General features: G+C 50.3%; 12 protein-coding genes. 5 read left to right on the top strand and 7 right to left on the bottom strand.

Features of this window, described 5'->3' with window-relative positions; translation table 11 throughout:
• The coding region (locus tag EA408_00355; protein ID TVR75430.1) for an LPS O-antigen length regulator at nt 1-299 on the bottom strand (299 nt) is incomplete at its 3' end.
• Between the two features lie 30 nt (nt 300-329).
• On the bottom strand, nt 330-2,777 hold the full coding sequence (locus tag EA408_00350; protein TVR75429.1) for a capsule biosynthesis protein: 2,448 nt from the start codon (nt 2,775-2,777) through the stop codon (nt 330-332).
• A 168-nt stretch (nt 2,778-2,945) separates the two neighbouring features.
• Here EA408_00350 and EA408_00345 point away from each other — a divergent pair, with 168 nt between their 5' ends.
• The gene (locus tag EA408_00345; GenBank protein TVR75428.1) at nt 2,946-4,109 is read left to right on the top strand and encodes a hypothetical protein; all 1,164 of its coding nucleotides are present in this window, start codon (nt 2,946-2,948) and stop codon (nt 4,107-4,109) included.
• Nucleotides 4,093-4,851 carry a hypothetical protein gene (locus tag EA408_00340; GenBank protein TVR75427.1) on the top strand — a complete coding sequence of 253 codons (759 nt, stop codon included), beginning with the start codon at nt 4,093-4,095 and terminating at the stop codon, nt 4,849-4,851. Before EA408_00345 ends, EA408_00340 begins: the two co-directional genes overlap by 17 nt.
• Here the strand turns inward: EA408_00340 and EA408_00335 are convergent.
• From EA408_00335 to EA408_00315, 5 genes are all read right to left on the bottom strand, one after another.
• Entirely contained in the window at nt 4,839-5,891 is a 1,053-nt protein-coding gene (locus EA408_00335) for an NAD-dependent epimerase (protein TVR75426.1), read from the bottom strand. The two genes, EA408_00340 and EA408_00335, sit on opposite strands and share 13 nt — an antisense overlap.
• Nucleotides 5,892-5,900: 9 nt before the next feature.
• Complete coding sequence (locus tag EA408_00330) at nt 5,901-7,859, bottom strand: polysaccharide biosynthesis protein (protein TVR75425.1); 1,959 nt, start codon at nt 7,857-7,859, stop codon at nt 5,901-5,903.
• Nucleotides 7,860-7,907: 48 nt separating this feature from the next.
• Nucleotides 7,908-9,476: a ribonuclease Y gene (rny, locus tag EA408_00325; protein ID TVR75424.1), complete on the bottom strand. Its 1,569-nt coding sequence runs from the start codon at nt 9,474-9,476 to the stop codon at nt 7,908-7,910.
• Nucleotides 9,477-9,734: 258 nt separating this feature from the next.
• Nucleotides 9,735-10,043 carry a cell division protein ZapA gene (locus EA408_00320; GenBank protein ID TVR75423.1) on the bottom strand — a complete coding sequence of 103 codons (309 nt, stop codon included), beginning with the start codon at nt 10,041-10,043 and terminating at the stop codon, nt 9,735-9,737.
• Nucleotides 10,044-10,058: 15 nt separating this feature from the next.
• Nucleotides 10,059-10,352: a hypothetical protein gene (locus EA408_00315; GenBank protein TVR75422.1), complete on the bottom strand. Its 294-nt coding sequence runs from the start codon at nt 10,350-10,352 to the stop codon at nt 10,059-10,061.
• Nucleotides 10,353-10,488: 136 nt separating this feature from the next.
• On the opposite strand from EA408_00315, the gene EA408_00310 reads away from it, so the two are divergent.
• The 3 genes from EA408_00310 to EA408_00300 all read left to right on the top strand — a co-directional run bounded on the left by EA408_00310 (nt 10,489) and on the right by EA408_00300 (nt 21,492).
• On the top strand, nt 10,489-12,369 hold the full coding sequence (locus EA408_00310; protein ID TVR75421.1) for a M23 family metallopeptidase: 1,881 nt from the start codon (nt 10,489-10,491) through the stop codon (nt 12,367-12,369).
• A 108-nt stretch (nt 12,370-12,477) separates the two neighbouring features.
• Nucleotides 12,478-15,849: a T9SS C-terminal target domain-containing protein gene (locus tag EA408_00305; GenBank protein TVR75420.1), complete on the top strand. Its 3,372-nt coding sequence runs from the start codon at nt 12,478-12,480 to the stop codon at nt 15,847-15,849.
• Nucleotides 15,850-16,179: 330 nt separating this feature from the next.
• Nucleotides 16,180-21,492: a T9SS C-terminal target domain-containing protein gene (locus tag EA408_00300; GenBank protein TVR75419.1), complete on the top strand. Its 5,313-nt coding sequence runs from the start codon at nt 16,180-16,182 to the stop codon at nt 21,490-21,492.
• Nucleotides 21,493-21,617: the final 125 nt, after the last annotated feature.

Below are 21,617 nucleotides of genomic sequence, written 5' to 3'. Positions count from 1 at the left end.
GGGCGGATGGCATCCGCTCCCGCGCCTCCGGGCAAATTAAATCCCCCTAATCCTCCGAATTGCCTTAAAAGAGCCGAGGCTCCTCCCTGGGTATCACGGACCTCAGGTAAAAGTCGTGCTTCTGCCTTATATTGATTCTGACTGGTCAGTGCAATAACAAGTCCGAGAACAATAAATATCCCGGTCACTTTTATTATCAGCCATCTGCCATCCCAGATATATCTGATTACTTCAATCAGATCAATTTCGTCGGATGCGGAAGTGGTACTCTTATTTGGATTTTGATTTTCTGCTGTCATCTTATATTGAATAAAATCCTGATTGTTAATCTAAAACTGATTGATCAGTGTCACAATAACCAATGCGAGCGAGGTCATTGCTGACCCGATGGCAAGGGTTTCCTGCAGGGTCCTGGGCTGGCGTTCGGGTTTCTGGGGAACAATGATCTCTGATCCCGGTTCTACCATAGGATATGAACGGAATAACAGGAAATTGCGTGTCCGGTCCACCGAACCATTTGGGTAAAGCACGTAAACCTTCCTTTTCATTGCGTTGTCAGCAAATCCTCCGGCATTGGCAACATATCCCCTCACTCCCATCCTTTCCCTGTAAGGTGTGGTGACCGGGTGCAGCAAGGATCCTGTTAACCTGACGGTTTGAAATTCCTGTGGTATGCTCAGGATATCTCCTTCCATCAGAATAAGGTCATGAATTGAATACGGGTTCCTTAGAATCCGTTCCAGGTCAATACCGATTCTTTGTTCTTCTTCCTCGAAAGTCTCATCTAAAATTTCGACTTCATCCGTCTCCAGTGCTTCCAGTTGCCTTATCCTTGCAGTTTGTTCGCCATTTGCCTGGCGTATGAGTGTTGCTCCGGGTATATAGGCATCTTCCGTTAATCCTCCGGAACGTTTTATCAGGTCGGATATACGTTCATTCTTACTGGTAATGGCATATCTGCCGGGGAAGACAACTTCACCTCTTACCTCGGTTGTTATCTGGGGAGTGTAGCCGGGGGAGCGCCGGACAAATATCAGATCAAAAGGTTCAAGTGTGAAAGAGGAAGCTTCATCATCCAGGGAAAGCTGTCCATCTATCGGGAATGTAAATATTTCGGAAATCCGGCGTACTGGACTGGTCGTTGTCCTGTCGCTTGTTCTCCTTGCTACCTCAACAATGGCCAGTGATGCGGCATCTGTTAATCCCCCTGCCTTTCTTATTATCTCGCCAAGCTGTATGTTGTGTGCATATGGAAATGATCCGGGTGAGTTCACTTCACCGACCACCCTTACAGTCCTTTCCTGCTGAAGGTCAAATACGGAGCTGATCATCAGTATATCTTCCCTCTGAAGAGGGATGTCGGGGACTGCCCCGTCAATTATATGACTAATATTTAATTCTATGATCTCTGTTTCAAGGTTATCCCTGAGACGATAAAGGGCGGCCCTGTTAAGAAATGCATCTTCACGCAGCCCTTCTGCTCTCGATATTAATTCGGTGACTGTCATTCCCTCTGTAAGGGCGTATTCTCCTTCACGGAAAACGGCACCCTCGATAACTACACGGTTATCATACCGTTCAAGAATGGGGCCGACTCTTATAATATCACCGTTTCTCATCAGGAAAGAGCTGTAAAGATCGGTTTCCACATTTAACAGTTGACGCTGGCTTTCTGTTTTCCTGTCCACCTGCAAACGCTTTTTGTAGGCTGATGCAGTGAATCCGCCTGAATAATCGATCAGGTCGGATAGTGTTTCACTTTCCCTGAGCTCATAGATTGCCGGTCTTTTGACCTGTCCGGCAATGGTTGTCCTGTTCCTGTAGGGGCCGATAAAAATAAGGTCCTCATCACGCAGCCTGATATTAAGAGATGTCTCCCCGCGTAACAGAAAGTCGTACAGATCGATATTGGTGACTGTTTCGCCGTTACGTATCACCCTGATCTCCCTGAATGACCCCTTTTGAGCGGGGCCGCCGGCCAGGTATAAAGCATTGAATGCAGTGGCAAAGGCAGGCAGGGTATAGGTTCCCGGCATAAATGCATCGCCTGCGATGGTTACCTTGATGCTTCTCACACTACCCAGGCTGACCTGGGCAAAAGTGTTGGGCGAGGGCCCTCTTAAACCTGAATATATCGTTGTAAGCCTGCTGATTATTAACTCAGATGCCCTTTCTATTGTAAGTCCGCTCACATGTACAGGTCCGATATTATCGATCCTGATCTGGCCTTCCGGATTGACCGTAAGCTGGTATGAGCGCTGTGATGCGCCCCATACCTCAATTATCAGTTCATCTCCGGAACCAAGCTGATAGCCGGGTGGTGTGGGGATGTTGAGGCTGGGCTCAAAGGTGAGATTTTCCCTTCTGAACAGTTCGTATCCGAAAATTTGCAGCTCCTCCGGCGAAACCAGTTGCCGCTGCAGCTCTCTTTCAGACAGTATGGCATCTTCTGCTACAGTTCTTTCGGGTTCATCAGCCATATCAACATCCCGTTGATGTTGCAATCCGGAGATCCTTTGCCTCAGCTTCTGCACTTCACTGTATGGCATCCCTCTTGAAATAGCCTGTGCCTCAAGGTCCTGCATGGACAAACCTCTGCTGTCGGCCTCTCTTATGAATTGCCGTACCTGGCTGTCTGAGAGTTCATCAACATTGATGTTTCTCAGATCGGTCTGCAACAGGTTGGCTTGTTGTGCATTTATATCTGCATCTATATTGCCTGCAACGAATATTAATGCGGATAAAATGGCAAATCTGATAATGAATTTTTTACACATATTATTAGTTTAACCAAAAAAAGGAAAAAATATTTTAAATATTAGGTATTTCCCACAGCTTCGCCCCTTCAGTTACGGCAAAGATATACCGCTGCACTGAAAAGTCAGGCGAAAATAATAAAAAGCGTCATGCTATTAAAGTAAATGTTATCTTTCTTTTGAACAATTTTGGGGTTTGGTCTGCTTTCTGTTTACTGGATTAACTGCTATATTTACGTTATATTCCTTTTTGCGATGCTGAGAGCTTCTTGCATTACGGTTGTTTTGCTGGCACTTGCTGTCCCGTGCTCAGCAGTTTCTGTTTCTGAGGACAAAGATAATGGTTATTTGTATTATAACTTTAATGTTCACGGGGGAACTGTGCTTCCGCATCATGAGACCATCACATACTTCAACCGTGAATATGTCCGCTCTCTTGAGCTTAATGCATGGTTCATACCTGGGGAGATGCGTCCTGACAGAAACACGCACATTGGTGCCGGCTATTTTTTTTCGGGTGTGGGAAATAAAGAAATTTACGGGAATGTACATGCTCTGTTCCTCACTCTTGTCACGCCCCGGAAGAATAACCTGCCGGTTCAGTTTAAGGTTGGAGTCGGATTATCCTGCCTGACTAAACCCTTTGACCTGGAAACCAATTACTTTAACCGGGCGATCGGTTCTCATATCAATGCTTACGCACAATTTACCGTTAAGGGGAGGATTCCTCTGGTAGGGGACAAATGGGTGATAATGCCGGCCTTGTCGCTTCACCATATGTCCAACGGGGCTGTGGTGTCTCCGAATCAGGGTCTGAACCTGTTTACGCTGAGTGCGGGTATTGAATACAGGGATGATCGTCCATATACGCTGCCGGATTGGGCGGTGAGAGATCCGTTCCCGCATGGGAGGCACAGGTACACCTTTATATATGCCCCGGGGATCAAGCAGGTGGACAGGCGGGTGGACAGGCAGATATTCACGTCAAGCCTGATCTTCGACTATGGTTATGAGGTTGCGAAAGGGAAAAGTGTGGGATTGGGTTTCAGCCTGTTCTATAATGATACATGGGCTTACAGGCCTTATATTCGGACTGAAAGGAATGATGAACTCTCTCCGTTCCAGTCCGCTCTCCACATCTCCCTCCAGGCCGGCAGGGGGCCGCTGGCATTTATGCTGCATCCGGGTGTCTATATCTATAATGAGGCAGAAGAGTGGCCTTTCATGACAAACCGTGTTGGAATGAAATACACCTTTAGAAACAACCTGACCTTGCAGGTTGCAGTAAAATCGCACTGGTTTGCAATTGCCGATTACGTTGAATGGGGGATTGGCTATGAATTTAACAGGTAAGTCACCTAATAGTTTCTGCCGGCTTATAATTGCTGTTCTGCTGCCGGTGACAGTCCTGCTTCAGGGGTGCACCAAAGGAGTCTTCTTTCCTGATGATCCATCTGTTATTGAATACTCCCTTCCGGCTTTCTCCGATCTGCAGATCAACAGCATCTTCGAAATAGAGCTCAGGAATGATTCTCTCTATTCAGTGAGGCTTGAAGGGAACAGAAATATCCTTGAGAATATATCTGTTAACGTGGAAGCCGATACGCTGAAATTGTCGGATGACAATACCTTTACCTGGCTGCCGGATTATCCGCGAACGAAGCTGGTAATATCCTTACCTGATTTGAAAAGGATTTGGATAAACTCTCCTTCAAAGTTATATTCGACAGATACACTGGCACTCGTAAGTCTTTCCATATATTCAATCGGACTGCTGGCGGAGACAGATATTACAGTGAATGCCGGTTATCTCTATTTCACCACCGATTATAATAATTTCGGTTATTACATTTTCAGGGGATTTGCGCACGAAGCAAGATTTCGAACCTTTGGCAGTGCTGAGCTGGATGCGGGGGAACTGATCGTTAACAACGCAAATGTAAGAAATTACAGTATAGGTAATTCACATATCCATGTCGAAAACCATCTCAGGGCCTGGCTGGGCCATTATGGCAATATATACTATTCGGGTTCTCCAAGTGAGGTAATAATTGAAAGCATGAACTCACGCGGCAGGCTTATTCAAACCCCGTAATACCCCCTGTACCACTTAACGAACTCCCCTACTCCCTTGTTAATATCAGTGTCTGGCCTGTAGCCGAGGTCACGTACCAGGTCCTCCACATCGGCCCAGGTTGCAGGCACGTCGCCGGGCTGGATTGGCATCATGTTCTTTTCTGCAGTCATTCCGGTGGCTTTCTCTATGGCGCTGATAAAGCCCATGAGCCGGACCGGACTGTTATTCCCGATATTGTAAACCTTGTAGGGGGCTGGTGACGTAGAGGGATCTGGTTCCGCCGCGTTCCATTGCTCATTGCCTTTCGGCGGGTTGTCAATTACCCTTGTCACTCCTTCGATAATATCGTCTATATAGGTAAAGTCCCTCTTCATATCCCCCTTGTTATAGACATCGATGGATCTCCCCGAAAGAATTGCTTTGGTAAAAATGAACAGGGCCATGTCGGGACGTCCCCAGGGGCCGTAAACGGTAAAGAACCGCAAACCCGTGGTTGGTAATCCGTACAGGTGAGAATAGGTATGGGCCATCAGCTCGTTGCTCTTTTTTGAAGCTGCATAGAGGCTGACGGGGTGATCGACGTTGTGGGAGGTTGAGAAGGGCATGGTCTCATTCAGCCCGTAAACGCTCGAGCTGCTGGCATAGGCAAGGTGTTCGATGTTGTTGTGCCGGCAGGCTTCCAGTATGTTGATAAAGCCGTTGATGTTGCTCTCTGTATATGCATGCGGGTTTGTGAGGCTGTACCTTACACCTGCCTGTGCAGCAAGGTGGCATACCCGGTCAAACTTCTCCTGCCTGAAGAGCTCATTGATGCCATCTCTGTCGCCCAGCTCCATCTTTACAAATCGATACCCGGGGTGTTTATTGCTGGAAACAGGCTTGCCTGGTGTGATTGCCTCCCTCTCTATCCCTGTCTGTTCAAGGCGGTCGTATTTCAGGTTTACATCGTAGTAATCGTTTATATTGTCCAGCCCTGTCACTTCATCTCCTCTTTCAAGCAGTTTCCTGGCAAGGTGAAATCCAATGAACCCGGCGGTGCCGGTAACGAGTATCTTCATTTCTGAGCTTTATTTCACGGTTTCTGTTTCAGGTATGGTTTCAGCATCAATGGGGAGTTTGTCCAGCTTCTCAAACTCTGAGTTAAGGCTTTGATAATCCTGCACAATTGCCTTCATTGCAGCTACCATCTCCATTGTTGAGTTCCGGTTAAGTAATGATATCAAATGGTCCACCTCGACTGATATTTCCATATACTTAGGGGCTTCTGTTTTGGCTATCATTATCTTCGGGTTATGTGTCGGAAGGGTCTTCTCCCTGTCGTACAGCAACTCCTCGTAAAGCTTCTCCCCTGGCCTAAGTCCGGTATACCTGATCGGTATCTCTTTACCGGGTGTCTTGCCGCACAGGTTGATGAGCCTGCAGGCTAGGTCGTTGATCTTAACGGGCTTGCCCATGTCAAAGATGAATATCTCGCCTGTCTTGCCCATGGCGCCGGCCTCGAGCACAAGCTGGCACGCTTCAGGGATCGACATGAAGAACCGTGTTATTTCGGGGTGGGTAACGGTCAGCTCACCCTTTTCCCGTAACTGCTTAAGGAAGGTGGGGATGACCGATCCGTTGGAGCCCAGAACGTTCCCGAAACGGGTGGTGATAAAGATGGTTTCACCCTGCTGGTTCATGGCCTGGACATACATCTCGGCAATGCGCTTGGTGGCGCCCATCACGTTGGTGGGCCGCACTGCCTTGTCGGTCGAGATCATCACGAACTTTTCCGCCCTATATTTTACAGCCATATCAGCAAGATTCCGGGTGCCCAGCACATTTACCCTTACAGCCTCGTAGGCGTTGGCCTCCATCATGGGTACATGCTTGTAGGCGGCGGCATGGAAGACTATGTCGGGCCTGTAGGTGCGGAAGAGCTTCTCCACCCTGTAGCTGTCCGATATATTGCCCATGGCAGTCTCGAACCTGAAAAACCGGTACTCCTCCCTCAGCGACAGGTCGAGTGAATAGAGAGCGGACTCGTCCTGGTCGAAGAAGATAAGTTTTGCAGGGCGGAACGGAATGAGCTGGCGGACTATCTCGCTGCCTATGCTGCCGGCCGCACCTGTTACAAGTATTGTCTTCCCGGTGAGCTGATTCTTTATCTGCCTCATGTCAAGGTGAATGGGCTCTCTTTCCAGGAGGTCGTCAACATCAAGGTTCTCAACAGGATCATAGACGAGCTGTCCGCCGATCCAGAACCTCACGTCGGGAATCGGCATCAGCCTGACATCATGCTCCAGGCACCGGTCAACTATGAACTCCTTTACATGGTAGGAAGTGGTAAGTGCAGGTATGATAACTGCATCGGACTTCCGGGAGTGAAAGCTGTCCGCCAGGTCGTGAAGGTTGATAATATCCACCCCGTCAATCTGGCAACCGGCATTGTTGTTCCCGTTGTCAATAAAGGCGACTGCCTTCATCCTGAGCGAACTGTCGCTTTCGATGGCCCTTTTTATCGAGAATGCATGCTGGTCAGATCCGTAAATGATCACATTGCTCCTTTCCCTTGCAGGGTTCAGCAGGTCGAAATAGATCTTGCCTATAATCAGCCTGTAGCCGTTCAGGAGGACCGAGGTTATGAAAAATTCAAGCAGGATTACTGCCGTTGGTATGGCTGCGGTGCCGCTGACAAGCACACCTGCCATGTTGAAAAAAAGCAGCACCAGGGTGCCGTAAGAGATTACCCTCAGGTTAAAAAGGATATCCCTCGAGCCGGTAAGCCTTATCACATTCGAAAAGCTGGCGGTAATCAGAAACACCGAAGCTCTCACGGACACGATATAGACAATTGAAAAGAGAAAAGTATCCAGGTCAACCGGCCCAGTCCTGAAGCCTGTACCGAACATCCAGGCCATGATAACGGCAAAGGCCGCCGCCAGAAGGTCGAGGGTGTACACCACCCACCGCGGGGTCGGGTACACCTTGTCGAAAGCTTCTCTCAGCCTTGCCCTGAACTTTTCTCTAAACCTCTTTTTTATCACCTGTTATAAAAGTACAAAAAATGTCTGGTTTTCTGTATGCTGTAAGTACTATTTTGCATAACTGACCGCCCTTGTCTCCCTGATGACGGTGATCTTGACCTGTCCGGGGTATGTCATCTCATCCTGGATCTTCTTCGCGATGTCGTACGAGAGCTTCTCTGAGTCCTGGTCAGATATCTTGTCACTGCCGACTATCACCCTCAGCTCACGTCCTGCCTGGATGGCGTATGTCTTCATAACGCCCGGGTATGCCAGCGCCATTGCTTCAAGGTCCTTGAGCCTCTTGATATAGGCTTCCACCACCTCTCTTCTTGCTCCCGGCCTTGCACCCGAGATGGCATCGCATACCTGCACTATGGGCGCTATCATGGTTGTCATCTCCACCTCATCGTGGTGCGCCCCTATGGCATTTACTATCTCAGGCTTCTCCTTGTACTTCTCGGCAAGTTTCATGCCAAGGATTGCGTGGGGCATATCCGTCTCGTCATCGGGCACCTTGCCGATGTCATGCAGCAGTCCCGCACGCTTGGCGAGCTTGGGATTGAGGCCGAGCTCGGCAGCCATTATTGAACTGAGGTTGGCAACCTCGCGTGAGTGCTGCAGCAGGTTCTGCCCGTAAGAGGACCGGTACTTCATCTTGCCGATTATCCTTACCAGCTCCGGGTGAAGTCCGTGAATACCCAGGTCGATGGTCGTACGCTTGCCTATCTCAACGATCTCCTCCTCTATCTGCTTCTGGGTCTTCTGTACGATCTCCTCAATACGTGCCGGGTGTATCCGGCCGTCGGTAACAAGCTGGTGGAGGGCAAGTCTGGCGATCTCCCGGCGCACCGGGTCGAAAGCCGACAGGATGATAGCCTCGGGCGTGTCGTCGACAATGATCTCTACACCTGTTGCAGCTTCCAGTGCCCTGATGTTCCTTCCTTCACGGCCAATTATGCGTCCCTTTATCTCATCGCCGTCTATGTGGAACACGGTTACTGAGTTTTCAATGGTGCTCTCTGCGGCAACACGCTGTATCGATTGAATTACTATCTTCTTTGCCTCCTTTGTGGCGGTCATCCTGGCCTCTCCCATTATCTCGTTGATATATGACATCGCCTCTGTCTTGGCCTCCTCTTTCAGTGACTCGACAAGCTGCTCCTTCGCCTCATCACCCGAAAGTCCGGATATGGACTCAAGCTTTTCGACCTGCTGCTTGTGCAGCCTCTCCATCTCCTCGCTCTTTTTATCAACCAGTTCAATCTGTGCTTTCAGGTTCTCGCGAATTGCCTCAACTTCCTGCTTCTCCTTCTGCGAATCGGCTATACGCTGGGAGAGCGCTGATTCGCGTTGCCTGAGCTTCTGTTCTGTCTGGTTTATCTTGTTGTTCTTCTCGTTGATCAGCTTTTCGTGCTCGGACTTGAGCTGGTAAAATTTCTCCTTGGCCTGCATTATCTTTTCCCTCTTGATAACCTCGGCCTCAAGCTCTGCCTCCTTGATCATATTTAGCCGTTTCCTCTTCAGCAGGATGCGGTAAATCATTACCGTAAGCAATCCACCTGCAATAAAGGAAACAGCAGCTATCACTGAGCAGAGTACCGGTGTTACGGCCCCTGTAATTATTGCTGTGTCCATGATCTATTTAAGTTTAACTGAGTTAGTATTATATATAAAAAAACCCGCATAAGTTTCTTCAATTATCGTTAAAACCCCAATTTAACATGGGTGGAGCTGCCATTCCAATTCTGACTTCCACGGTCCCGGTTTCCCGGAACTCCCGGACGAACCGGGAGTGAGGCCTGCCATTGTCGGACTGAGCTTTGCTCCAATTTGTAAAGTGTTGAGTTTTACTCAATTAAAGAAACACTATGCGGGCAAAATCTTTACCTTATTTTAAAGAACGCTATTACTCTTCTTTCCCTGAATATAATCTCCTAATTCCTGTTCGAGGTCCTTCAACTGTTCCCATATGGGCGCTACATCCGTCTTCTCTTCACTTTCCAGTAACCTTATGACAAACTGCAGTGCAGCCATCGCCAGAAAATCCTGCAGATCCTTATCCGTGTACCTTTGTTTATACTGAAGTACCTTTTCATTTATCAGTCTCGCTGCCTTACGGATCTTCTCCTCATCTCCCCTGCTTATCTTAAGGGGATAAAATCTTTCCGCGACGTTGACCCGTATTGATAGCTTGTCATCCATATACGGTTTTATATTCTAATGGTTCAAAAGAGCAATACATTTATCGATCTCCCGCACAATCCTGTTAACCTTAATTTTGGCATCGTGCGAATTTTCACCCGATCCCAGTATGGCCTTGGCCAGCTTAAGGCTCTCATATTTCCGCTCAAGCTCTTCGAAGGCTGTTAACTTCAGTTTTACCTGTTCGGTAAGCTGAACCTTCTCCTTTTGAAGCTTTTCGCGTTCCTCTTCGGATTTTTCAAGCAATGATACAACGGTATCAATCTTTTCCTTTAATCGAATTACCAGTTGATCCTGATTGCTATCCATATCCTTACCTTACTAATTACTTACAAATTTACTACAGCTTTCGCAAATAAAAAAATAAACTGCTTTATTGGATAATTATCCCGGGTATTTTTAGTTTTACAACCGGATTTTAAATATATGCAATTATAACGAATAAATGGGTCGGTTAATTTCATTTTTGTTTTTTCCCGCGCTTTTTTTACTGAACAGCCTTTCGGCGGAAGTTAACGATCGTCTTACCCTGTTACCCGGACAACCCCCTCCTGAAGTTATTTCAAGCAGCCTTTCGGCGGAAGCCCACGTCCGGCATACCACTTCCTCTGTTGACGGAGATGCCACCCTGACCGTCTATTCCCACGATGCTGCAAACAATAGTTTCCCCTCCGGCTATTTCATTTCGCCTGTTGAGTTCCCGCTGAGCCTCTCGGCAAATTTCGGCGAGCTGCGCACGAACGCCTTTCACGCCGGCATTGATATCCGTACCGGGGGAGTGACGGGCCGCAGGGTCCTGGCTGCCGCAGAGGGACATGTTTACCGCATACTTGTTTCCCCCGTCGGGTACGGCAGGGCGCTCTATATTGAGCATCCGAACGGACTGGCAACGGTGTACGCCCATCTTGACCGGTTCACCGTAGAGATAGAAGCATATATCAGGGAGCAGCAGTACAGGCGCCAGAGCTTTCACGTCGACCTTACCCCCCCGCGCGGAATGTTCAGGTTTGAGCAGGGCGAGCTTATCGGCTATTCGGGCAACACCGGCTCCTCATTCGGGCCCCACCTCCACTTCGAGATACGCGAAGCAGCCACGCAGATGCCGGTCAACCCTCTCCTGTTTGATTTTGATGTGAAGGACAACCTGCCGCCCGTGCTTTACACCCTTGCCGTCTATCCGCTCACGCACAACAGCCTGGTAAACGGCAGGAATGAGCCGCTGTTCATACCGCTTGACGGCGGCCGGGGCCGCTACCACCTGCCATCGGGCACCAGTATCGAAGTGTACGGGGAGATTGGATTTGGGATCGAGGCGACCGATTTCCTGAACAACGCCCCGAACCGTTGCGGTGTCTGGTCGGTTGAACTTCTTCTTGACAATAAAAGCGTTTACCGGCACGAGCTGACCAGGTTTGCATTCGGAGAGCTCCGGTACATCAACTCACATATCGATTACGCCGAGAAGATAAGGAACAGGAGGGACATACAGCGCACCTTCCTGCAGCCCAACAACAGGATGAGCATATATGGTCATCATGTAAACAGGGGAATCGGACTTTTCTACAACGAAGGGACCACCGGTGGCCGCATTGTAGTGAAAGATGCCTATAAGAACAGGTCTGTCGTGGATTTCAGTGTGAGGACCGTCATGCCGGAGGAAGAGGCATTACCGCCAAAACCGCCCGGCAATTTCGTCATGCTGATGCGGTATGACCAGCCGAACAGGTATTCGGGAGATAATGTTTCGGTTTCACTGCCGGCAGGGGCTCTTTACGACGACCTGCTTTTCGGGCTTCATGCATCTCCCCCGGTAAATGGCAGCCTGACCCCGGTTTACCACATACACGATGAGTTTACTCCCGTGCACCGTAATTACCAGCTCAGCATCGGGGCGGATAAAATTCCCCCGGAGCTGAGAGAAAAAGCCCTCATTGTTAATCTCAATAATAACAACTCACCCTCGCCGGTCGGCAGCAGGTGGAATGACGGGTACGTGAGCGGGCAGACCAATGTGTTCGGACGTTTTACAGTGATGGTCGACACCATACCCCCTGTTATTGAGCCCCTTAACATCGCTCCGGGAAGGGATATGAGCAACCGGCCAATGATAAGTTTCAGGGTGCGGGATGACCTTTCGGGCATAGCAACCTATAACGGCTATATTGACGGTGAATGGGCCCTCTTTGAGTTTGATCCGAAGAATGACCACCTTTTCTATGTTTTTGACAAGAAAAGAATTGGTCAGGGCAAAAACCGTGAACTCGAACTGATCGTCGCTGACGAAAAAGAGAATATTTCCGTTTATAACGTGGAGTTTTATTATTGAGGCTTTTGGGCTGGACCTTGCCGGTTACCGGCCGATTTGCCATATTTGCAACTTTAATTTCAAATCAGGCCGGCAGGGCCGGCCTGATTAAATAACTTTCTGTTCCCAATGAAGAGCAACGTCTATAAAGTTTTTCTGAAATATTCCCTTTGCCTGCCGGTGATGCTTCTGATGCTTGCTTATCCGCTGCACCAGGCAAAGGGACAGACTGTGGCCATCAATGAGATTATGGCTTCGAACGGGGAGACAATTGCCGACATGGACGGCGATTTTGAGGATTGGATAGAGCTGTACAATTACGGCAGCGAACCTGTTGATCTTGAAGGGTACGGACTGTCAGACGACTATGACAGGCCGTTCCGCTGGGTCTTCCCTCCGGTAACGATCGGTCCCGGAGAATTCCTCCTGGTATGGGCGTCGGGAAAGGACCGGCGGCCTGAAGGGGGCTGGATGAACGGCATCATGAGGGAGGTTTACAGGGGAATTGCCGGAGGCGCGGTAAGCGACCTTACCGGGCACCCCAGCTATCCTGATGACCCTGATGAAAGACACCTGGTAACCGGCGGGTTTGAAGCGCCTGCCAATATCGGCAATCATTACGGTCAGCGAATGCACGGCTATATTGAAGCCCCTGAAACAGGAGATTATCTATTCTGGATCGCCAGCGACGATAACGGTGCACTTTACCTCAGCACCGACGATGACCCTGAAAATATTGTCGAGATAGCCAGCGTGCCGGGATGGACAAATCAACGGGAATGGCTCAAATATCCCGAACAGCAATCAGCCACGGTAATGCTCGAAGAGGCTAAAAAGTACTACATAAAAGCCCTTATGAAAGAGCACGAGGGTGGCGATAATCTTGCCGTAAGATGGCGGCTGCCCTCCGGCACTGTTGAGGAACCAATCCCGAACTCACGGCTTTACTGGAATGAAACTGAACTTCACACCAACTTCAGGATTGACAGGGAAGGAGAGGAAGTGCTGTTAACCCGGCCCGATTCTGTTCGCGTTGATGAAATACCTCCCACCGAAATCCCCAGGGATATTTCATATGGAAGATATCCGGACGGGACGGGGGAATGGTTCTGGTATACAGATCCCACACCGGGAGCACCCAATCATGACGGGGGACTTTCAGCATTGCCGGTTATACCCGATCCTCCGAGGTTTACCATGGACGGGGGACCGTTTATCGACGATTTCAGACTTGGCTTTGAGTTTGACGTGGGACTTGAGGTCTATTATACAACTGACGGCAGCGAGCCGAAACCGGGTATATCAAGCCGTTATTCCCAGCCCTTCAACATTTCACGAACTACTGTAGTCAGGGCCATTGCACATGAACCGGGTGGCGCTTCCAGCAAGGTTGTCAAAGAGCTTTTTACGAAACTGACACACAGCACCAGCCAGTTCAGCTCCAACCTGCCGCTGATGGTCATACACAAATTCAACCGTACCATACCTGACGGTCATCCCCGTGTCCCTGTCTATATATCATTGTATGACAAGGGTGAGGACGACAGGGTGCGCCTTGCTGACGACCCGGTATTGCAGAGCAGGGCGGTAATTAACCTGAGGGGGTCAAGCTCACTGATGTTCCCAAAAAAGATGTACGGGTTCCATCTTCATGAGGAGGATGGCAGCAACCGTAAGGAGGCCCTCCTGGGCATGCCCGAAGAGCATAACTGGATACTGAACGGCCCGTACAGCGACAAGTCGCTGATGCGTAACGTCATTGCTTACGGACTAAGCAATGATATTGGGCGATATTCACCCCGAACCCGCTTCATTGAGCTTTACCTGCATGACGGAACGGGTCCCCTGACAGAAGATCATTATCATGGGGTATATGTACTGATCGAACGCATAAAATGGTCAGACGGTAGAGTGGAGATAGAAAAAATCGGTCCGGACGACAACGAGGAACCTGAAATAACGGGTGGTTACATTTTCAAGAGGGACAGGCTAAATCCGGGCGAATCGGGATTCCGTACCCGGAGAGGATCACATTTTGCATTTGCAAGACCGCAGGAGTCCGATATTACCCTGCAGCAAAAGAGATGGCTTGAAAACCATGTAAGCGATTTTGAAACGGCTCTTTTCGGCGATAACTTCACCGATCCCCATGAGGGCTATAATAAATATATTGATCCCGACTCCTTCATTGACGCCCACCTTATAACAGAACTGCTCAAGGAGATCGACGGTTACAGGCTGAGCACCTTCTTTTACAAGGACCGTGGCGGTAAAATTATCAAAGGCCCGCTTTGGGATTTCAATATCAGCATGGGGAACGTGGACTACTACCCTGACCCTCATTATACTGATTCCGGCTGGCCCAAGCCATGGGAACCCGAAGGTTGGTATTACAGCCTCCTCTCACAGAACATCTATATTTATGGCTGGTTTACGCGCCTTTTTCAGGATCCGGAGTTCGCATCCAGATACAGTGAGAGATACTGGCAGTTGCGAAGAGGTCAGTTCTCAAATGATTCGCTCAGGGGAAGAATTAACAAAAATGCCTTTATACTCACTGAGGCCCAGGACAGGAACTTTAAACGCTGGCCTATTCTGAACCGGTACGTTTGGCCAAACCATTACATCGCCCCTACATACAATCATGAAATTACATGGATCACCAACTGGCAGATGAGCCGTACCAAGTGGATGGACAGGCAGTTCGGGCAGCCCACTGAGCTTTTGCATTTCTGGCATTTCAACGATCTCCCTTCCGGGGAATTCTTCGAAGCGGAAGCCGACTACTCGGTCAGCAGCGCTTCACTTATATATGAAGGAAGCGGTGAAGGCTACATGGACAGGGTCAATGACGGCACGCTGCTTAATGCCGACCTGGGTGCACCGGCTGAAAGGGCTCTCAGGGTGAGAAACCCCTCCGATACCAGGGAACTGGTACTGTCACTTCCCACTACCGGCTACCGCGACGTGGTATTGAGGTATGCTGTTAAGCGTACACCGAACGGACAGAGGCAGCAGACAGTCTATTACCGGACTTCTGATATTGATCAGTGGGTGCTTTACAGCGATACCCTTAAGATCACTGAGAGCTATCAGCAGTTCAGGTTCAACTTTGCAGGGATTGAAGAGGCGGATGACAACCCTCAGTTCAGCATAAGAATTCTCTTTCACGGTGAAGAGACAACGGGAACATCAGGAAACAACCGCTTTGACAACATAACCCTTGACGGATACAACCTGGACTACCAGGAAGAAAATGACGAACAACCCTCTCCCGATGCAAACCTTTACCACCATAACTCCCGGTTGTACGTTGACAGTCCCTTTACAACCCGGGCGCAGATAGAGGTGTTCAATGTCGGGGGCCAGCTGGCGGGGAGATTCCAGGCTGAAGGCAGCGGTCTGCACGATTTCCATTTCGCTCCCCCAAGAGGCATCTACATTGTCAGGATAAGGAATGAAAATCATGCCATCGTAAGAAAGATCTTCGTTAACCGCTAACCACGCTCCGGTCACCACCAACCACCGTTCACTGGTGCCTGCCACGTGCCATTTACCGGTGACTACCCCTCATCGTATACATGTGACTGCCGCGAGCAACTCACCGCCAACTAACAGGCAATCACCCTGCCACTGTCAGCCGCCACCAGGCCCACCCTCCAGGCAGGCAGCACTGCGCGACAGCAGCCGGCCACTATCCCGCTATGCCTGCAATCAGCCATATACTTCATCAGGTCCCGCCAGGCCCAATCACCCTCGCCACAATGGAAAGATCCCGGAAAAATTGTATTTTTAACCGGTTAATCTTGTTTGAACCATAACCCCAGTTTAATGGCAAAACGGTTTTCCGGCACCGCATTCGCACTGATCTTCACACTTCTCCTTCTCCTATCTCCTGAACCGGCAGCCCAGGATGTGGCCATAAATGAGATAATGGCCTCAAATGCTTCCGTTATTGCTGATGAGGATGGTGATTTCGGCGACTGGATCGAGCTGTTCAACTATGGCGAAGACAGTGTCAACCTGGAGGGTTTCGGGCTGTCAGACAATTACGGCGACCCTTTCAAATGGGTTTTCCCCGATGTTTCGATCGAACCAAATGGGTTCATGATAATATGGGCCTCGGGGAAGGACCGCCGACCGGTGGGCGGGTGGACGAACGGCCTGATGAGGGAGGTGTTTACCGGGATACCGGGCAGCACAATTGACGACCTGGTAAATCACCCTGATTATCCTGACAATCCTGAGCACAGGCACCTTATCAGAGATGGTTTTGAGGCTCCGGTTAACGTTGACGATCATTACGGCCAGAAAGTTCACGGATACATCGAGCCACCTGTTACCGGCGATTATGTCTTCTGGATTGCCAGCGACGATAACGGCAGGCTCTACCTGAGCAGTGACGAGGACCACGCAAACATAACCGGGATCGCAAGCGTGCCGGGATGGACACAGTCCCGTGAATGGGACAAATACCCTGAACAGCAATCAGTCCCCGTACCCCTGGTCGAGGGCAGAAAATACTACATCAAAGCGCTGATGAAAGAGCATGCCGGAGGCGATAACCTGGCTGTAAGATGGATGCTCCCCTCTGGGGTGATCCAGGAACCGGTCCCTGCAGAGCATCTTTACTGGCGTGAGACCGAGCTGCACACAAACTTCAGGATAAACCGCGAAGGCGAGGAGGTTATCCTTACCGCACCCGACTCCAGCCTGGTTGACGAAGTACCACCCACTGAACAGTTGACCAACGTGTCGTATGGCAGGTATCCGGACGGAACCGGCGGGTTCTATTACTTCCCGGCAGCAACACCCGGCAGTCCCAATACCGGTAACCGTCTCGTGGAGCTGCCTGTGATACCTGACCCTCCTGTTTTTTCTCACAGGGGCGGGACCTACAGTCCGGAATTCACACTGAGCTTCGATCATGACGCAGATATGGAGGTCTATTATACAACGGACGGCAGCCATCCTTTACCTGGCATTTCGCCCCTCTACACAGAGCCTGTACCAGTCTCCGGGACGATGATTGTGAGAGCCGTCACCCATATCCCGGGATCGGTCTCCAGTGAACCTGCGGGTGAGCTATACACGAAACTGTCAGACGACATTAAAGATTTCAGCTCCAACCTGCCGGTTGTGGTCCTGCACCAGTTTGACAGGCAGATCACCCCGGGGGGCAGGACACCCGCTTATATATCAGTATTTGACACTATCGTGGGGGGGCGGACGGGACTAATTTCAGATCCGGCGCTGCAGGGAAGAGTAATGATAAACATTCGTGGATCGAGCTCACAGGGCTTTCCTAAAAAAATGTTCGGATTTCATCTTACAGAGGAGGACGGAAGCAACCGCAAAGAGGAGATACTGGGAATGCCCGAAGAGCATAACTGGATACTGAACGGCCCCTACAGTGACAAGTCCCTTATGAGGAATGTCTATGCCTACGGCCTGAGCAACGATATAGGGAGGTACTCGCCCCGGACAAGGTTTGTGGAGCTGTTCATGCACAGCGGTTCGGGAGATCTGCGGGATGCGCACTATCACGGTGTCTATGTGCTGGTCGAACGGATAAAGTGGGCTGAGGGAAGGGTCGATATAAACAAAATCGGTCCTGATGACAACGAGGAGCCAGAGATTTCGGGCGGATACATGATCAAGAAGGACAGGTTCAATCCGGGTGAGAGTGGGTTGATGACAGCGAGGGGCACCAACCTCGCCTTTGTAAGACCGTCAGAGGAAGATATCACCCCGCAGCAAAAAGCCTGGCTTGAAAACTACCTTACCGAATTTGAAACTGCACTGTTCAGTGAAAACTTTGCCGATCCGAAATCAGGATATAATAAATATATAGAACCCGGTTCATTTATTGACGCTCACCTGATAACCGAACTCCTCAAAGAGATAGATGGTTACCGCCTCAGCACCTTCATGTATAAGGACAGGAACGATAAGCTTGTGATGGGCCCTTTGTGGGATTTCAACCTGAGCCTTGGCAATGCCAATTACCTGCAGGGATGGAGGCCAACCGGATGGTACTATCAGCTTATATCGGAAGAACAGTACCTCAACGGCTGGTACACCCGCCTCTTCCGGGACCCCCGGTTCAGGGCCGAATACAGGGAAAGATGGTGGCAACTGAGACGGGGGCAGTTTTCGGATGAAGCACTGACAGCCCGGATCGACCATAACGCAGCCATCCTTGATGAGGCGCAGGAACGCAACTATAAACGCTGGCCGGTGCTGGATACCTATATATGGCCAAACTGGTTCATAGCTGAAACCTTTGAAGAGGAGATCGGATGGATGACAAAGTGGCTCATTGAACGGGCAGCCTGGATCGACGGACAGATGGGAGATCCCACCCTGCCGGTTCATTTCTGGCACTTTAACGATCTGCCTTCAGGTGATATAACCGAAGCAAAGGCGGACTATTCGGCATTATCGGCAAACTACCCGGCGGCAGAAGACCACCCGGCAGCAAAAGCAGACACCCCGGTAACTGCAGCCACGATCAAATATACAGGTAGCGGGTCGATGGACAGGGTGAACGACGGAACACTGCTCAATGCTGATTTTGGTGATGCTGCCGGCAGGGCGCTCCGGGTCAGAAATCCATCGAATGAAGCCGAGTTGTTACTTTCTTTACCTACAACCGGATACAGGAACGTGGTACTGCGCTACATGGCAAAGCGCACACCGAACGGGGCACGCAAACAGACTGTCTGGTACCGCACCGGTGAGAATGACGAGTGGATTGCCATTGGTGATACCCTGGAGATAACCGAAACATACCGGCAATTCAGGTTTGATTTTGCCGGAATTGAAGGCAGCAACGACAATCCCGGCTTCGCGGCAAGGATACTGTTCCACGGAGAGGAGGCTTCAGGAACCTCAGGGAACAACAGGTTCGACAATTTTACTCTTGAGGGGTACAGCATTGTTTTTTACAGCAAACCCGGGGGTGACCTGACCGATCTGGCTTCCTGGGGCACACAGCCTGACGGAACCGGCGAGCCTCCTGCTTCATTTGATATGAATTCAGCCCTGTTCCATATAAGGAACAGGACATCGGCAGAGGTTGACACTGACTGGCAGGTAGGTGGCGAAGGATCAGGAGTTGTCGTGGGTGACGGGCAGAACAGTATACGGGTGACGGTGAACGGCGTTCTGGATGCCGTGGTGGATGTTACGGCAAATGCAACCCTCGAACTGGCAAATGCTGCCCTGCCCATACTGAACACGCTGGAAGATGGTTCGGCTGTGATCCTTGCCGGCAATGCTCCCACCATTCCTTTCAACTCCTATTACGACCTGGTAGTTGAAGATATTGACCCGGACTTTACCGAAGCGGGAGAGATTGAAGTGAGGGGCGACCTGACGCTCAGGGGACAGGTCAGAATGCCCGATGCAAGAGGCAACCGTGAATATGACCTGAGGTTCACCGGTCCGCACGACCAGCTCATCACGGGCAACGGGAATGTTATCAGGGGCTACAACATAATATTCGACAAACCGGCAGGCAGGGTTGGCTTCTCCCCTGCCAACGGCGGCGCCATACTGGCTTCCGACAACCAGCTTATCCTCATCATGGGCCCGGACGCCCTCTTTGAGGACGACGGTATCGACATTTATGCCGGCAACAGTGTTAATATTGCCGGCGATCCCTCTTCCTACAACTTTACAGGCACACTGATACTGGCCGGCACCGAGGATGGTATCGTGAAGGGAGCGGGCGCAGGCAATAACTTTAATATAAGAGATTCCGGCAGCAACAACTCCAATGCGGCCGCAGCTCTCAACAACCTTGTAGTAAGGGTAGCCAACAGGGACGGAGAGTTCAGGTTCAGGGACGGAGGCGGCGACCGCTTCACTGTAAGGGGAGACCTGACGGTCGAAGCCGGAGCTGCCGGCCGGATAAGGTTTTACGGTAATGAGGTGGCCGTGGCGGGGGACTTAATCATTGAAGAGGGGTTCGAAGGCAGTATTGACAGGATAGACAGGCTGCATTTCGAAGGCTCTGATCAGCAGATTATGTCCGTGCCCGGCACGATAGATGTTGGAGATCTCAGGGTGGATAATGAACAGGGACTTGTTCTGGGGGGCAGAATCAGGGTGGAAAATAATCTGCACCTGGAGAGCGGCATTATCCGGGTACGGGAGGGCAGCCTCCCTGCTTTGGGGACTGAAGCATCTGTTTCCGGTTATGGCAGCCGATCATATATTGACGGGCCTCTCGGCATCTACAAGGACAACACGGCCGCCAGGGAAGCGGTCTTCCCTGTAGGAGACGGCGGACTTTACAACCCACTGACGATACGAACCTCGCACGGTAATTCAAACGAGGTTCTTTACATAGTCAGCCTTTCCGGCTCCTCCCCTCCCGGGTACACTCTGCCCGAAACTATCCTGAAAATATACGGTGGGTTTTACTATACGCTCGACATACTGGGCGATTACCATATTGACGATGCGTATGTGTCCATACCCTACGGGCCAGGCATGGCCGAAAACGATGAGAGCCTGCTGCGAATACTTATATCGGAAAACGGTGGCTGGCAAAACCTGGGCGGCGAAGCGAACGAAGGGGTTGTAAGGTCAACGGTACCTTTTACCGAACCGGGCATCCTTGCCCTGGCCGAAAGGGCACCTGAAGCGACGGTGACATCCTCAGCCGGTCGCGGCGGCACAATCGGTCCCGAAGGCACTCTCACAATCGAACCGGGTACGGATATAATATATGAGATACGGGCGGGTGACGGATACCACATAAGCAACATCATGGTTAACGGCAACCCTGTGCCCGGAGCGCCGGGACACTTCCTGTTCTATCACACGATAGGGCATAAACCTGGCAACAATACAATACGTGCTGAATTTGAACAGAATAATTACACCGATATAAGGATCTATCCCAACCCCGCAAATGACATCCTGCGGGTGGAGTTTATGCAGAACATCGAACATGTGGCAGTGATCTCAATCTACAGCACATCGGGAAAAAAGGTGATCGAAAGAACCCTTGCCCCGGGAGACAACCGGTCTGGCTGGATCGGGGTCGGGGGACTGGATCCCGGACTTTACCTGCTTAAAATCCAATATGACCGATTCCGCTTTTCCGGCAGGGTTGCCATCATAAGGTGAAAATTCTGAAAAGCAGCAAGTCCGCATACTTTAAGGGAATATTAACAGTTTGTTATATAATTATTAATTGTTTTTTGTTAGTTTTGGACTTTCTCGCGGAAAAAATTACCGCAGATTCAAAGTTA

It is taken from the genome of Marinilabiliales bacterium (assembly GCA_007695015.1).
Classification (GTDB): domain Bacteria; phylum Bacteroidota; class Bacteroidia; order Bacteroidales; family PUMT01; genus PXAP01.
Note: the sequence above shows the minus strand (reverse complement) of the source record. Positions and strands in the feature narration are given on the sequence as shown.